Here is a 14214-nt window from a genome sequence, read left to right as displayed (position 1 = left end):
CGAGAAACCGATGCGTAAATACTTTATTACCGGATTACTGATTTTGGTGCCCCTGGCCATTACGGCCTGGGTCCTGAATCTGGTCATCAGCACGATGGACCAGTCGCTGTTGCTGGTGCCCGGCAGTACGCAGCCCAGCGTCTGGTTCGGCCGCCAGATTCCCGCGCTGAGCACCATTCCCGGCCTGGGCACGGTATTGACGGTACTGATCGTGTTCTTCACGGGCTTGCTGACGAATAACCTGGTCGGCAATTACGTGGTGAAACTGTGGGAAAAATTGCTGCAACGCATACCCATCGTCAATTCCCTGTATTCGAGCGTCAAGCAAGTGTCGGATACCCTGTTTTCCCCGTCGGGCAATGCCTTCCGCAAGGCCGTGCTGGTGCCGTATCCGCACCAGAACTCCTGGACCATCGCTTTCCTGACCGGCGTGCCGGGCGGTGATGCGGCAAACCACCTGGTGGGCGACTATGTCAGCGTGTACGTGCCGACGACGCCGAATCCGACATCGGGCTTTTTCCTGATGATGAAGCGCAGCGATGTCGTCGAACTCGACATGAGCGTCGATGCGGCGCTCAAATATATCGTCTCGATGGGCGTGGTGGCGCCTGCGGAAGTTGTTGCTGTACCGGCCCCGGCAGCCAAAGAATAAAGGCAGGCGTCCCATGCGGGACGTGGCCGGATTGAACACTCACTAACCTGAACTGAGAATTTTATGTCTATGCGTACTGAATACTGCGGCCTCGTTACCGAAGCCATGCTGGGACAAACCGTCAGCCTGTGCGGCTGGGTACATCGCCGCCGCGACCACGGCAGCCTGATTTTCATCGACTTGCGCGACCGTGAAGGCCTGGTGCAAATCGTCTGCAACCCGGAACAAGCGGAGATGTTCAAGGTCGCCGAAGCCGTGCGCAACGAATTCTGCCTGCGCGTGACGGGCGTCGTGACCAACCGTATCGAAGGCACGATCAACAACAACTTGAAATCGGGCAAGATCGAAGTGGTCTGCTCGGAGCTGGAAGTGCTGAACCCTTCCGTGCCCGTGCCGTTCCAGCTGGACGACGACAACCTGTCGGAAACGACGCGTCTGACGCACCGCGTGCTGGACCTGCGCCGCCCGCAAATGCAAAACAACCTGCGCCTGCGCTACAAGGTGACGATGGAAGTGCGCAAGTACCTCGACGCGCTGGGCTTCATCGACATCGAAACGCCGATGCTGACCAAGTCGACGCCAGAAGGCGCGCGCGATTACCTGGTGCCGTCGCGCGTGAACGCGGGCAGCTTCTTTGCCTTGCCGCAATCGCCACAGTTGTTCAAGCAACTGTTGATGGTCGCCAACTTCGACCGTTACTACCAGATCACCAAGTGCTTCCGCGACGAAGACTTGCGCGCTGACCGCCAGCCTGAATTCACGCAGATCGATTGCGAAACCTCGTTCCTGACGGAACAGGAAATCCGCGACCTGTTCGAAGACATGATCCGCGTCGTCTTCAAGAACACGCTGAACATCGACTTGCCGAACCCGTTCCCGGTGATGGATTTCGCCGAAGCGATGGGCCTGTACGGCTCCGACAAGCCGGACATGCGCGTCAAGCTGGCCTTCACGGACTTGACCGAAGTCATGAAGTCGGTCGAATTCAAGGTCTTCAACGGCGCCGCCAACATGAAGGGCGGCCGCGTGGTAGCCCTGCGCGTACCGCAAGGCGGCAGCATGCCCCGTTCGGAAATCGACGCCTACACCCAGTTCGTCGCCATCTACGGCGCCAAGGGTTTGGCTTACATCAAGGTCAACGAGAAAGCCAAGGGTCCTGAAGGCTTGCAGTCGCCGATCGTCAAGTTCCTGCCTGCCGACGTGCTGGCCACGATCCTGGAGCAGACCGGTGCGCAAGACGGCGACCTGATCTTCTTCGGCGCGGACAAGGCCAAGGTCGTCAACGACGCCATCGGCGCGCTGCGCGTGAAAATCGGTCACAGCGAATTCGGCAAGAAAGCCGGCCTGTTCGAAGACGTGTGGAAGCCATTGTGGGTGGTCGACTTCCCGATGTTCGAGCACGACGAAGAAGCGGACCGCTGGACGGCGACGCACCATCCGTTCACGGCGCCGAAAGACGGCCATGAAGACATGCTGGAAAGCGATCCGGGCGCCTGCATCGCCAAGGCCTACGACATGGTCTTGAACGGCTGGGAACTGGGTGGCGGTTCGATCCGTATCCACCGCGAAGAAGTGCAAAGCAAGGTCTTCCGCGCACTGAAGATCGACGCCGAAGAAGCGCAGCTGAAATTCGGCTTCCTGCTCGACGCCCTGCAATACGGCGCGCCACCGCATGGCGGCCTGGCATTCGGCCTGGACCGTATCGTGACCATGATGACGGGTTCCGAATCGATCCGCGACGTGATCGCCTTCCCGAAAACCCAGCGCGCGCAAGATTTGCTGACCCATGCGCCGTCGGAAGTTGACGAGAAGCAACTGCGCGAACTGCACATCCGTTTGCGCAGCACCGAGCCAAAAGTAGTGTAATGAAGCATGCGGCTGCCCAGGCAGCCGCTACCGTTTTACTTGCTGAGGCAAAAAAAGGCGCTGCGAGGCGCCTTTTTCATTCTTGATATGAGCCATAAAATTCCCGTTTCCGTGCTGGTCGTCATCCATACGGCGGACCTTGACGTCTTGCTGATCGAGCGCGCGGGCCAACCCGGTTTCTGGCAATCCGTGACGGGTTCCGTCGACGCCGTCGACGAACCGCTGCTGCAGACGGCTGCGCGCGAACTGGCGGAAGAAACCGGCATCGTTGCCGATGGGCACGATATCGTGCTGCGCGACTGGAACTTATCGAATGTGTACGAGATCTATCCGATCTGGCGCCACCGCTATGCGCCGGGCGTGACGCGCAACACGGAACACGTGTTCAGCGTGCAAGTGCCGCGCGACATCGCCGTCACCCTGAGTCCGCGCGAGCATTTGCAGTATGCGTGGCTGCCGTATCTGGCGGCGGCCGACCGCTGTTTCTCGTCGTCCAACGCGGAAGCGATCTTGCAATTGCCGGCCATGACGGGTCTGGCGCGTCCCACCTGATTTTCCTAGAAAGCATTCCATGTTGAACTGGTTACATTTGACTGCGCAGCAAAAACTGCTGGGCACCCTGGGCATCGTTTTTTGCCTGTGCTTTATCTTCCTGCTGTTCAGCTCCACCGTGCCCGGCCGCACGCCGCCGATCGGCATGCCGCTGATGGCCATCGGCTGGCTGCTGCACCCGGGTGCGTTTGCCAAGGGCAAGCGCACCGTGGCCTGGCGCGGCGCACCGTTGCTGGTGAAAATCGTCTGGGCGGCGGGCATCACGGCGTTGATCGTCAGCGTGACGGCGGGCGTGGGACGCATGCTGGCCTGATTGTGGGTTTTAGGCGCGCACGCGCACCTACGCCGGCGCCGCGCGGGGCCTGTCTGGGAGTAGAATCAATGCATGAAAATCCGCGTAGCAACTTATAATATACACAAGGGTGTCTCCTCCGTGCGGGGCTTGCCCCGCGTGCATGCTTTAAAGCAGGCGATTGCCCTGTTCCATGCCGATGTTGTCTTTTTGCAAGAGGTGCAAGGCAAGCACGACCGTAATGCGGCCCGCTATGGCGCCGAGAAGAACGGCCACAAGCATTGGCCGGAAGCGTCGCAGCACGAGTTCTTTGCCGGCCCCGAGCACCATTCCGCCTACGGCATGAATGCCGTGTATGACCATGGCCACCATGGCAACGCCTTGCTGAGCAAGTTTCCCATCGCCTCGCAAACCAACCACGACGTGTCCGACCATGCCTACGAGCAACGCGGCATCCTGCATTGCGTGCTCAAGACGCCGCAGGCCGATGTGCATTGCTACGTCGTCCACCTGGGCCTGTTCGAGTCGGGGCGGGGCCGCCAGACGCAGGCGCTGATCGACGCCGTCATGGAGTCGGCGCCGAATGGCGAGCCCGTCATCATCGCGGGCGACTTCAACGATTGGCGCAACACGCTCAGCGACAAGCTGCGCAACGCGCTCGGTGTGGTCGAGGTATTCGACCAGCGGGCTTCGAACTCGGCCCTGGGCGACCTGGTGCGTACCCTGGCGCGGCGCCAGACGAAAACGCCGATTCCCGTGCCGGCGCGTACCTTTCCCGCCGCCTTGCCGTGGTTCCGCCTGGACCGCATCTATGTGCGCGGTTTCCATGTGGAAGGCGCGCAAGTGATGCACGGCACCCTGTGGGCCAAATTGTCGGACCACGCGCCGATAGTTGCCGCTTTGAAACTCGCGTAGACTGCCGGCATGCGCACAGTCAATTTCATCGCCCACAACGACATCCAGCTGCTGTATTGCGGCACCGATTACTTTCCTGCCTTGATCGCCGCCATCGACGGCGCGCGCTCGGAAGTGTATTTCGAAACGTATATCTTTGCCGACGACGCCACGGGCGCCCTGGTGCTCGATGCGCTCAAGCGTGCCGCCGCGCGCGGCGTGCTGGTGTGCATGATCACGGACTGGTTCGGCACGGGCAACCGCCGGGTCAACGCCATGCATGCAGAGCTGGAAGCGGCGGGTGTGCACCACCGCATCTTCAATCCGTGGTTCCGGCGCGGCATCACGCGCACGCACCGCAAGATCTGCGTGGCCGATGGTGAAATCGCCCTGGTGGGCGGCATCAATATCAATGACGACATGTTTTGCGACTACGACCACAACATCAGCCTGGAAGCGCCGCGCTGGGATTTCGCCGTGCAGGTGAAGGGCCCGCTGGTGGACGCCATCCACGAAGAAGTGCAGGCGCAGTGGGCAAGATTGGGCAAGATGAACCTGGTGCGGCGTATCAAGCTGTACCGCAAGATGCGCGTCGTCAGCAAGGAGCTGGCGAAGAACCCCGTGGTGGCCGGCTTTGTCGTGCGCGACAACCTGCGCAACCGCCGCACCATCCAGCGCGCCTACCTGCAGGCGCTGGGCCAGGCGAGGAAAAGCGTGATGCTGGCCAACCCGTATTTCGCGCCCGGCCACAAGCTGCGCCGCGCGCTGGCCCAGGCGGCCCAGCGGGGCGTGGACGTGGTGCTGTTGATCGGCGTGGGAGAGTTCCGCATGCAGGACGCCGTGGCGCACTCGTTTTACCCGAAACTGCTGGCCGCCGGCGTGAAAATCGTCGAATACCGCAAGACGCAGCTGCACGCCAAGGTGGCCGTCGTCGACGATGACTGGGCGACGGTCGGTTCCAGCAATATCGATGCGCTGAGCCTGTTCCTGAACCAGGAAGCGAACGTGGTCATCAAGGATGTGGCGTTCGCGCAAAGCTTGCGCCAGCATATAGAGCAGGGCGTCGCCGACGGCATCGTGATTCACCAGGATGATTTCAAGCACATCGGCCGTTTCCGGCGCATCGGCTACGAAGCCGCGTTCCTCGTGTACCGGCTGGTGATGCGCATTTTTTCAGTAGGCAAGTACGCATGAATGAGATGACAACGGTAAGGCTGGACAAATGGCTGTGGGCGGCACGTTTCTTCAAGACGCGCTCGCTGGCCAGCGAAGCCGTCGACACGGGCAAGGTCAAAGTGGGCGGCGAGCGCGTGAAACCGGCGCGCAGCCTGCGCGTGGGCGACGAGCTGGCCATCGATAATGGCGCGGAGACGTGGGAAGTGGCCGTGCTAGGCCTGTCCGACAAGCGCGGCGCGGCGCCCGTGGCGCGCCTGCTGTATGGCGAAACGCCGGCCAGCATCGCCCGCCGCGAGCAGCTGGCCGAGGAGCGCAAGCTGTTCCGCGAGCCAGGCACCACCATCAAGGGGCGGCCGACCAAGCGCGACCGCCGTCAATTGAGCAAGGCAGGCGACCTTTCCTGAGGCTCGCCTGATGTGGAGCGGCAAGGGCGCGCGACGCTTTTGCCCTCCTGAAATCGCTGTAAACACGCAGCCTGAAAATGCTGCGCTGCACCAATAGAACGCCGGCTCTAAAGTTCCCGTTTGACTTTTACGTGGTAGTGGATAATAGTACGAGCGTTCGGATTTTTTCGAGGCGTGCTTTTTTTTACCCTCGCTTCAGTCCGCCAAATCGGCAACATCACTTTTAGAACGGACCTCTTGAATACTTCAGTCAAATTCATGCGCAAGGGCGAACTGACCCGTGCAGCCATCCTCGACGTGGCGCTGGACTTGTCCAGCCGCGACGGCCTGGAAGGCCTGACCATTGGGTTGCTTGCGGACAAAATGAACATGAGCAAGTCGGGCGTGTTTGCCCACTTTGGCTCGCGCGAAGACTTGCAGATGGAAGTGCTGAAGCTTTACCACTATCGTTTCGAGCAAGAAGTCTTTTTTCCCAGCATGAAAGAACCACGCGGCATCCAGCGCCTGCAATCGATGTTTGCGCGCTGGGTCAAGCGGGTCAGCGTGGAAATCGCTTCCGGCTGCATCTATATCAGCGGCGCCGTCGAGTATGACGACCGTCCCGGTCCCATCCGTGAAGCCCTGGTGGCCATGGTGCGGGCCTGGCAGGGCGCGCTGCTCCGCTGTGTCGAGCAATCGATCGCCACGGGCGACCTGAAAGCGGACACGGATGCCCAGCAGCTGGTGTACGAGATGTATGGCCTGATCCTGGCCCTGCATCACGATGCGCGCTTCCTGCGCGTGCCGGGCAGCATCGAACGGGCGCAAGCGGGCTTTGTCCGCCTGCTGGCGTCGTACCAGAATTCCGTCACAAGCAAATAAGCCGTCAGGCAGTATCCGCAACAACGCACACGCACTTACAAGTACAACACTTTAGCTAATCGCCTTCAGGAGAAAATTATGGGTCAATACGTCGCGCCAATCCGGGATATGCAATTCGTCCTGCATGAGTTCCTGCAAGTGGAAGAAGAACTGAAGCAAATGCCGTCGTACGCCGACGTCGACGCCGACATCATCAACCAGGTGCTGGAAGAGGGCGGCAAATTCACCTCCGAAGTATTGTTCCCGCTGAACCACTCCGGCGACCGCGAAGGCTGCCACCACGACCCCGTCACGAAAAGCGTGACCACGCCTAAGGGTTTCAAGGAAGCCTACAAGCAGTATGTCGAAGGCGGCTGGGCGGCCCTGGCGTGCGATCCGGAATACGGCGGCCAGGGCTTGCCTGTCGTGCTGAACAATTCGTTCTATGAAATGCTGAACTCGTCGAACCAGGCCTGGTCCATGTACCCAGGCCTGTCGCACGGCGCCTACGAGTGCCTGAAGGAACACGGCACCGACCACCAGAAGGAAGTGTATCTGCCGAAGCTGGTGTCGGGCGAATGGACGGGCACCATGTGCCTGACCGAACCGCACTGCGGCACCGACCTGGGCCTGCTGCGCTCGAAAGCGCTGCCTGAGGCGGACGGTTCCTGGACCATCACCGGCAACAAGATCTTCATCTCGGCCGGCGAGCACGACATGGCGGAAAACATCCTGCACCTGGTGCTGGCCCGCGTGCCGGACGCGCCGGAAGGCTCGAAAGGCATTTCGCTGTTCCTGGTGCCGAAATTCCTGCCAAACGCGGATGGCACTGTCGGTGAGCGCAATCCGATCACCTGCGGCGCCATCGAAGAAAAAATGGGCATCCACGGCAATTCGACCTGCCAGATGAACCTGGACGGCGCGAAAGGCTGGATCATCGGCCAGCCGAACAAGGGCCTGAACGCCATGTTCGTCTTCATGAACGCGGCCCGCCTGGGCGTGGGCATGCAGTCGCTGGGCCTGACGGAAATCGCTTACCAGAACGCGCTGATCTACGCCAAGGACCGCACGCAAATGCGTTCGCTGTCCGGCATCAAGAACCCGGAACTGCCGGCCGACCGCATCATCGTGCACCCTGACGTGCGCCGCATGCTGCTGACCGGTAAAGCCTACGCCGAAGGCGCGCGCGCGTTCACCTCCTACGTGGCGCTGCAGATCGACCGCGAACTGCACCACCCAGACGCCGACGTGCGCAAGGAAGCGGCCGATGAAGTGGCGCTGCTGACGCCCGTCATCAAGGCCTTCATCACCGACAACGCCTGGATCGCCACCTCGGATGCGATGCAAGTGTTCGGCGGCCACGGCTACATCTCGGAATGGGGCATGGAGCAGTATGTGCGCGACGCGCGCATCAACATGATCTACGAAGGCACGAACACGATCCAGTCGCTGGACCTGTTGGGCCGCAAGATCCTAGGCGACAACGGCGCCAAGCTGCGCAAGTTCGGCGAAAAGATCAAGGCTTTCGTCGAAGACAACGGCACCGATGAAGCGATGAGCGAATTCGTTACGCCACTGGGCGACCTGGGCGACAAAGTCACCAAGCTGACCATGGAAATCGGCATGAAGGCATTCCAGAATCCGGACGAAGTGGGCGCGGCATGCGTGCCTTACCTGCGCGTCGTCGGCCACATGATCTACAGCTACCTGTTCGCGCAGATGGCCAAGATCGCCCTCGAAAAAGAATCCAGCGGCGACAAGTTCTACACCGCCAAACTGGCTACCGCACGTTTCTACTTCGCCCGCTTGCAGCCTGAAACGGCAACCCTGATCCGTCAGGCGCGTTCCGGTTCGGCCAACCTGATGGCACTCGACGCAGACCTGTTCTAAGACTTGAGGAAAATATGACCAATTTCATCGTTAAAAAAGTAGCCGTCCTCGGCGCCGGCGTGATGGGCGCGCAGATCGCCGCCCATTGCATCAACGCGAAAGTGCCGGTCGTGCTGTTCGACCTGCCGGCCAAGGAAGGCCCGAAGAATGGCATTGTGCTGCGCGCCATCGAGAACCTGAAAAAGCTGTCGCCTGCGCCGCTGGGCAACAAGGATGACGCCGCGCTGATCCAGGTGGCCAACTACGAAGACAACCTGGACCTGCTGGCCGGTTGCGATCTGATCATCGAAGCCATCGCCGAGCGCATGGACTGGAAACACGACCTGTACCAGAAGGTGGCCCCGCACATCGGCCCGAACGCGATCTTCGCCTCGAACACCTCGGGCCTGTCGATCACCAAGCTGGCCGAAGGCTTCGACGCCGACCTGAAATCGCGCTACTGCGGCGTGCACTTCTTCAACCCGCCGCGCTATATGCACCTGGTCGAGATCATCCCGACCGAGTTCACCAAGCCCGAGATCAGCGATCAGCTGGAAGGCTTCCTGACCACCACCCTGGGCAAGGGCGTGGTCCGCGCCAAGGATACGCCGAACTTCATCGCCAACCGCGTTGGCGTATTCGGCATCCTGGCCATCGTGCATGAAGCCGAAAAATTCGGCCTGTCCGTCGACGTCGTCGATGATTTGACGGGCGCCAAGCTGGGCCGCGCCAAGTCGGGCACCTTCCGCACGGCGGACGTGGTTGGCCTGGACACCATGGGCCATGTGATCAAGACCATGCAGGACTACCTGCCGAACGATCCGTTCGCTGCCGTCTACAAGACGCCGGCCGTGCTGGCACAGCTGGTGGAAAAAGGCGCGCTGGGCCAGAAGAGCGGCGCAGGCTTCTACAAGAAGGTCGGCAAGGAAATCCAGCGCCTGGACTTCGCCACCGGTGAATACGTGGCCGGCGGCGCCAAGGCTGCCGACATCATCGCCCGCATCCTGAAAGAAAAGGATCCGGTCAAGAAGATGAAGGCGCTGCGTGAATCGACGAACCCGCAAGGCCAGTTCCTGTGGGCGATCTTCCGCGACGCTTTCCACTACATCGCCATCCATCTGGACACCGTGGCCGACAATGCGCGCGACATCGACTTCGCCATGCGCTGGGGCTTCGGCTGGAACGTGGGCCCGTTTGAAACGTGGCAGGCATCGAACTGGCTGCAAGTGGCCAACTGGGTCAAGGAAGACATCGACGCCGGCCACGCGCTGTGCAATGCACCGCTGCCAGCCTGGGTCTTCGAAGGCCCGGTCGCTGAACAAGGCGGCGTGCACACGCCGGAAGGTTCGTATTCGGCCGTGTCGAACAGCTTCGTGCCCCGTTCGACCCTGGCCGTGTATGACCGCCAGCCATTCCGCGCGCCAGTCCTGGGCAGCGGCGCCATCGACGGCAAGACCGCCGGCACCACCGTCTTCGAAGACGAATCCGTGCGCGTCTGGCATACGGGCGACGATGTATTGATCATCTCGTTCAAGACCAAGATGCACGTGATCGGCGAAGGCGTGATCAATGGCCTGAAACTGGCGCTGGCCGAAGCGGAAAAGAACTTCAAGGGTCTGGTGATCTGGCACGCCGACGCAGCCGAAGGCGGCGCCTTCTCGGCCGGCGCCGACCTGCAATCGGCCCTGCCGGCGTTCATGCAAGGCGGCGTGAAAGCCGTCGATCCGATCATCGCCGAACTGCAGAACACCTTCATGTCGCTGAAATACGCGAACGTGCCGGTGATCGCCGCGGTCGCTGGCCTGGCACTGGGCGGCGGTTGCGAGCTGGCGCTGCATGCGTCGAAGCGCGTGGCCTCGATCGAGTCGTATATCGGCCTGGTGGAAGTGGGCGTGGGTCTGATTCCTGCCGGCGGCGGCCTGAAGGAAGCGGCGCAGCGCGCCTACAAGGAAGCCAAGGGTAACGACATCCTGCAATTCCTGAAAACGGGTTTCACCAATGCGGCTACCGCCAACGTGTCGAAATCGGCGCTGGAAGCGAAGAAAATGGGCTACCTGAAGGAAGACGACGTGATCGTGTTCAACGCCTACGAGCTGCTGCACGTGGCCAAGGTCGAAGCGCGCGCCATGTTCGACGCGGGCTTCCGTCCGCAACTGCCGTCGCTGATCCAGGTGACTGGCCGTTACGGCTGGGGCACCATCAAGGCGCAGCTGGTCAATATGCGCGACGGCGGCTTCATTTCGGCGCACGATTTCAAGCTGGGCGAGATGATCGCCGAGATCGTATCGGGCGGCGACGTGGACCAGGGCAGCTTCGTCAGCGAACAGTGGCTGCTGGATATGGAACGCAAGGCATTCCTGGAGCTGTTGAACCATCCGAAAACCCAGGAACGGATCATGGGCATGATGCAAACCGGTAAACCGGTACGCAACTAAGCACAACGTCGATGACGATCCTGTCCCTGGTTTTTAGAGTATTACTGCGCGTGAGGCCAAGCATGGTGTATGACCGTATCAAACAACAGATGATGGACACCTTGCCCTTCGTGCGGCTGCTGGGGATCAGCATCGACGACATCGGCGCCGGCACCTCGAAGGTGTCGCTGCCGGAAGATCCAAAACTGAATAATCACCTGGGCACGCAGCATGCGGGCGCCTTGTTTACCCTGGCCGAAACGGCTTCCGGCGCGGCCATGGCGGGCGGCTTCGCCGAGCTGATACTGGGCTTGCGCCCGGTGGCCAAGGAGTCGCGCATCCAGTACCAGAAGGTGGCCCGGGGCGCGACGCGCGCCGAAGGCCGGGTACCGGGCGACCTGGCTGCCTTGAAGGCGCAGCTGGCGCAGGACGGCAAGGTGGCGTTTCCCGTGGAAGTCGATATCTTCGACTCCGAAGGCACGCTGGCGGCACAGGTGACGGTGGACTGGTATTTGTCGCAGAAGCGATAAGCCTCTACCCCGGACATTCGACAGAACACGAACCTCGTTCAACATCTTTGAAAGCATAAAATGAGCAAACAACTTCAAGACGCCTACATCGTCTCTGCAACCCGCACCCCGATCGGCAAGGCGCCGCGCGGCATGTTCAGAAACACCCGCCCGGACGACCTGCTGGTGCGCGTGCTGCAATCGGCCCTGGCGCAAGCGCCTGGCCTGGACCCGGCGTTGATCACCGACGCCATCATCGGCTGCTCGTTCCCGGAAGCGGAGCAGGGCTTCAATATCGCGCGTAACTCGGTACTGCTGGCCGGCTTGCCGAAAACCGTGGGCGGCGTCACCGTCAACCGCTACTGCGCTTCGGGCATCACGGCCATCGCCATGGCGGCCGACCGCATCCGCGTGGGCGAAGCCGACGTGATGATCGCCGGCGGTATCGAATCGATGTCGATGGTGCCGATGATGGGCCACCACCCGTCGATGAACCTCGACATGTTCAGCGACGAGAACATCGGCATGGCTTACGGCATGGGCCTGACAGCCGAAAAAGTGGCGCAGCAATGGAAAGTGTCGCGCGAACAGCAGGACGCGTTCTCCGTCGAATCGCACCGCCGCGCCATCGCCGCGCAGCAAGCCGGTTTCTTCAAGGCCGAAACGACGCCCGTGGAAATCATCACGCGCACGCCGAACCTGGCTACCGGCCAGGTTGATGTGACGCGCCGCACCGTCGACACCGACGAAGGCGCGCGCGCCGATTCGTCGATGGAGTCGCTGGCAAAACTGAAACCGGTCTTCGCGGCCAAGGGTTCCGTCACGGCCGCCAACAGCTCGCAGATGTCCGACGGCGCCGGCGCGCTGCTGATCGTCAGCGAAAAAATCTTGCGCGAGCATAATCTGACCCCGCTGGCGAAATTCTCCTCGTTCGCCGTGCGCGGCGTGCCGCCGGAAATCATGGGCATCGGTCCGAAATTCGCCATTCCTGCAGCATGCGCCGCCGCCGGCATCACGCAAGACCAGCTGGACTGGATCGAGCTGAACGAAGCGTTTGCCGCACAGGCGCTGGCCGTCATCGGCGACCTGGGCCTGGATCCATCGAAAGTCAACCCGATGGGCGGCGCGATCGCCCTGGGCCACCCGCTGGGCGCCACCGGCGCCATCCGCGCAGCCACCGTGATCCACGCGCTGCAGCGCACCAAGCAGAAGTACGGCATGGTCACGATGTGCGTGGGTGCCGGCATGGGCGCAGCAGGTATCTTCGAGCGCGTCTAAGTTCGACGGGCTAAAGCAATAAAACAGGGCGCTGCGGGATTACCCCGGCGCCCTTTATCTTTTTGGAGACGACATGGATATTTTGTGCAGCAAGAGCGAGGGCATTCTGACCCTGGAATTCAACCGCCTGGAACGCAAGAATGCGATCACGGGCGCCATGTACCAGACCCTGGCCGATGCGCTGGTGGCGGCGGAGACGGACGACGACGTGCGCGCCATCCTGATCTGCGGCAAGCGCGAGATTTTCACGGCCGGTAACGACCTCGATGACTTCATGAAGACAGCGCGCCCGAAGGATGGCTCGCTCGACCACGACCGGCCCGTGTTCCAGTTCATGCGCGCCCTGTACGGCAGCAGCAAGCCCGTGGTGGCGGCCGTTTCCGGCCCGGCCATCGGCATCGGCACGACCTTGTTGATGCATTGCGACCTGGTCTACGCGGCCGACAATGCCAGCTTCTCGATGCCGTTCACGCAGCTGGGCCTGTGCCCGGAATTCGGTTCCAGCCTGCTGCTCACGCAACTGGCCGGCTACCCGCGCGCGGCGGAAAAGCTGATGCTGGGCGAGTCCTTCCCGGCAAGCGAGGCGCTGGAAATGGGCCTCGTGTCGAAGGTCGTGCCCTTGTACGAGCTGATGACCTTCGCGCAAGGCCAGGCTGCCAAGCTGGTGGCCCTGCCGGCCGCCTCCATCCGTGCCACCAAGCGCCTGATGAAGCAAAGCCGCATGGAGCCGATGAAGGCGGCCATCGCCGACGAAAACAAACTGTTCAGCGCCATGCTGGGCGGCGCCGAGGCGAAGGAAGCGTTTACGGCCTTCTTCCAGAAGCGCAAGCCGGATTTCAAGCAGTTCAATTAAGCGCTTGTTTCAACACTGGCCTGCATGCCGGCCAGGATCAGGGAAACCGAGGCGTGCCAGTGCGTCTCGTCCACCGGCCTGCCCGCCAGCGCATAGCCGTGCAGGAAATCGACGAGCGCATCGCGCCCGCGCAAGCGGGTTTTCTTGTCCAGCGCGAGACCGTCGACGGCCAGCTCGAACAGTGCCATAAACCGCTCGGCCACGTCGGCTTGCTCCACCAGTCCGCGCGCCATCAGGCGCACGAAATACGGCGTGGTGCTGACCAGTTCCAGGTACAGGGCGCACAGCGCCCGCACCCGCCGTGGCGCTGTCTGGCGCCGCGTAAACGGCGGCTGCTGCGGATCGAGCGCGGCAAAACGCTGCACCATCAAGGCCAGCAACAATTCCTCTTTTCCCGCGTAGTAGTGATACAGGGCCATGGCGTCGACGCCCAGGCTCTGTGCCAGTGCGCGCATGGAAAATGCCTCGCCTTTTTCTTCCAGCAGGGCCAGGGCCGCGTGCAGGATGCTGGCGTTGTCCAGTGCGGGCAGGGCACTGCGCGGACGACCCGCTCGGCGCACGGGAGATTCCATGGCTTGAAGTTTTGGGATTTTCATGGGCATAATTCTACACTGT

Annotated in this window: 14 protein-coding genes; 13 read left to right on the top strand and 1 reads right to left on the bottom strand. The window is 61.6% G+C overall.

Annotated elements, in window-relative coordinates; translation table 11 throughout:
* Window positions 1-10 precede the first annotated feature (10 nt).
* The 13 genes from VPH40_RS10765 to VPH40_RS10705 all read left to right on the top strand — a co-directional run bounded on the left by VPH40_RS10765 (window position 11) and on the right by VPH40_RS10705 (window position 13599).
* On the top strand, window positions 11-652 hold the full coding sequence (locus tag VPH40_RS10765) for a DUF502 domain-containing protein (RefSeq protein ID WP_077398981.1): 642 nt from the start codon (window positions 11-13) through the stop codon (window positions 650-652).
* 63 nt (window positions 653-715) lie between these two features.
* On the top strand, window positions 716-2518 hold the full coding sequence (gene aspS, locus VPH40_RS10760; protein WP_180278639.1) for an aspartate--tRNA ligase: 1803 nt from the start codon (window positions 716-718) through the stop codon (window positions 2516-2518).
* A gap of 87 nt (window positions 2519-2605) precedes the next feature.
* On the top strand, window positions 2606-3070 hold the full coding sequence (nudB, locus tag VPH40_RS10755) for a dihydroneopterin triphosphate diphosphatase (protein WP_328573435.1): 465 nt from the start codon (window positions 2606-2608) through the stop codon (window positions 3068-3070).
* Between the two features lie 19 nt (window positions 3071-3089).
* Window positions 3090-3383, top strand: coding sequence for a hypothetical protein (locus VPH40_RS10750; protein ID WP_046682130.1), 294 nt, complete (start codon window positions 3090-3092; stop codon window positions 3381-3383).
* Window positions 3384-3455: 72 nt separating this feature from the next.
* Complete coding sequence (locus VPH40_RS10745) at window positions 3456-4277, top strand: endonuclease/exonuclease/phosphatase family protein (RefSeq protein ID WP_251349339.1); 822 nt, start codon at window positions 3456-3458, stop codon at window positions 4275-4277.
* A gap of 9 nt (window positions 4278-4286) precedes the next feature.
* Window positions 4287-5450 carry a cardiolipin synthase ClsB gene (gene clsB / locus VPH40_RS10740; protein ID WP_099665671.1) on the top strand — a complete coding sequence of 388 codons (1164 nt, stop codon included), beginning with the start codon at window positions 4287-4289 and terminating at the stop codon, window positions 5448-5450.
* A complete protein-coding gene (locus tag VPH40_RS10735) occupies window positions 5447-5836 on the top strand; it encodes an RNA-binding S4 domain-containing protein (RefSeq protein WP_077398991.1) in 390 nt (129 codons plus the stop codon). The genes clsB and VPH40_RS10735 overlap by 4 nt, the downstream gene beginning before the upstream one ends.
* A gap of 258 nt (window positions 5837-6094) precedes the next feature.
* Window positions 6095-6697, top strand: a complete 603-nt coding sequence (locus tag VPH40_RS10730; protein WP_070278980.1) for a TetR/AcrR family transcriptional regulator — start codon at window positions 6095-6097, stop codon at window positions 6695-6697.
* A 78-nt stretch (window positions 6698-6775) separates the two neighbouring features.
* Complete coding sequence (locus VPH40_RS10725) at window positions 6776-8566, top strand: acyl-CoA dehydrogenase C-terminal domain-containing protein (protein ID WP_034753387.1); 1791 nt, start codon at window positions 6776-6778, stop codon at window positions 8564-8566.
* A 14-nt stretch (window positions 8567-8580) separates the two neighbouring features.
* Window positions 8581-10980: a 3-hydroxyacyl-CoA dehydrogenase/enoyl-CoA hydratase family protein gene (locus VPH40_RS10720; protein ID WP_328573434.1), complete on the top strand. Its 2400-nt coding sequence runs from the start codon at window positions 8581-8583 to the stop codon at window positions 10978-10980.
* Window positions 10981-11042: 62 nt separating this feature from the next.
* Entirely contained in the window at window positions 11043-11489 is a 447-nt protein-coding gene (locus VPH40_RS10715; protein WP_099665668.1) for a PaaI family thioesterase, read from the top strand.
* A 60-nt stretch (window positions 11490-11549) separates the two neighbouring features.
* Window positions 11550-12746 (top strand): acetyl-CoA C-acyltransferase, encoded by a 1197-nt coding sequence (locus VPH40_RS10710; protein ID WP_035824191.1) that lies wholly within the window; start codon window positions 11550-11552, stop codon window positions 12744-12746.
* Window positions 12747-12819: 73 nt separating this feature from the next.
* Window positions 12820-13599: an enoyl-CoA hydratase gene (locus VPH40_RS10705; protein WP_289919372.1), complete on the top strand. Its 780-nt coding sequence runs from the start codon at window positions 12820-12822 to the stop codon at window positions 13597-13599.
* Here VPH40_RS10705 and VPH40_RS10700 read toward each other — a convergent pair.
* On the bottom strand, window positions 13596-14195 hold the full coding sequence (locus tag VPH40_RS10700) for a TetR/AcrR family transcriptional regulator (protein WP_328573433.1): 600 nt from the start codon (window positions 14193-14195) through the stop codon (window positions 13596-13598). The genes VPH40_RS10705 and VPH40_RS10700 overlap by 4 nt on opposite strands.
* Between the last annotated feature and the right edge of the window lie 19 nt (window positions 14196-14214).

Origin of the sequence: Janthinobacterium sp. P210005 (genome assembly GCF_036231865.1) — a bacterium.
GTDB classification, from domain to species: domain Bacteria; phylum Pseudomonadota; class Gammaproteobacteria; order Burkholderiales; family Burkholderiaceae_D; genus Janthinobacterium; species Janthinobacterium kumbetense.
This window is presented reverse-complemented; position numbering and strand designations above follow the sequence as displayed.

What these genes read in the sequence shown, in the direction of transcription:
- VPH40_RS10765 (WP_077398981.1), top strand. Translation starts at nt 11, where the DNA reads ATGCGTAAATACTTTATTACCGGATTACTGATTTTGGTGCCCCTGGCC.
- aspS (WP_180278639.1), top strand. Translation starts at nt 716, where the DNA reads ATGTCTATGCGTACTGAATACTGCGGCCTCGTTACCGAAGCCATGCTG.
- nudB (WP_328573435.1), top strand. Translation starts at nt 2,606, where the DNA reads ATGAGCCATAAAATTCCCGTTTCCGTGCTGGTCGTCATCCATACGGCG.
- VPH40_RS10750 (WP_046682130.1), top strand. Translation starts at nt 3,090, where the DNA reads ATGTTGAACTGGTTACATTTGACTGCGCAGCAAAAACTGCTGGGCACC.
- VPH40_RS10745 (WP_251349339.1), top strand. Translation starts at nt 3,456, where the DNA reads ATGAAAATCCGCGTAGCAACTTATAATATACACAAGGGTGTCTCCTCC.
- clsB (WP_099665671.1), top strand. Translation starts at nt 4,287, where the DNA reads ATGCGCACAGTCAATTTCATCGCCCACAACGACATCCAGCTGCTGTAT.
- VPH40_RS10735 (WP_077398991.1), top strand. Translation starts at nt 5,447, where the DNA reads ATGAATGAGATGACAACGGTAAGGCTGGACAAATGGCTGTGGGCGGCA.
- VPH40_RS10730 (WP_070278980.1), top strand. Translation starts at nt 6,095, where the DNA reads ATGCGCAAGGGCGAACTGACCCGTGCAGCCATCCTCGACGTGGCGCTG.
- VPH40_RS10725 (WP_034753387.1), top strand. Translation starts at nt 6,776, where the DNA reads ATGGGTCAATACGTCGCGCCAATCCGGGATATGCAATTCGTCCTGCAT.
- VPH40_RS10720 (WP_328573434.1), top strand. Translation starts at nt 8,581, where the DNA reads ATGACCAATTTCATCGTTAAAAAAGTAGCCGTCCTCGGCGCCGGCGTG.
- VPH40_RS10715 (WP_099665668.1), top strand. Translation starts at nt 11,043, where the DNA reads ATGGTGTATGACCGTATCAAACAACAGATGATGGACACCTTGCCCTTC.
- VPH40_RS10710 (WP_035824191.1), top strand. Translation starts at nt 11,550, where the DNA reads ATGAGCAAACAACTTCAAGACGCCTACATCGTCTCTGCAACCCGCACC.
- VPH40_RS10705 (WP_289919372.1), top strand. Translation starts at nt 12,820, where the DNA reads ATGGATATTTTGTGCAGCAAGAGCGAGGGCATTCTGACCCTGGAATTC.
- VPH40_RS10700 (WP_328573433.1), bottom strand. Translation starts at nt 14,195, where the DNA reads ATGAAAATCCCAAAACTTCAAGCCATGGAATCTCCCGTGCGCCGAGCG.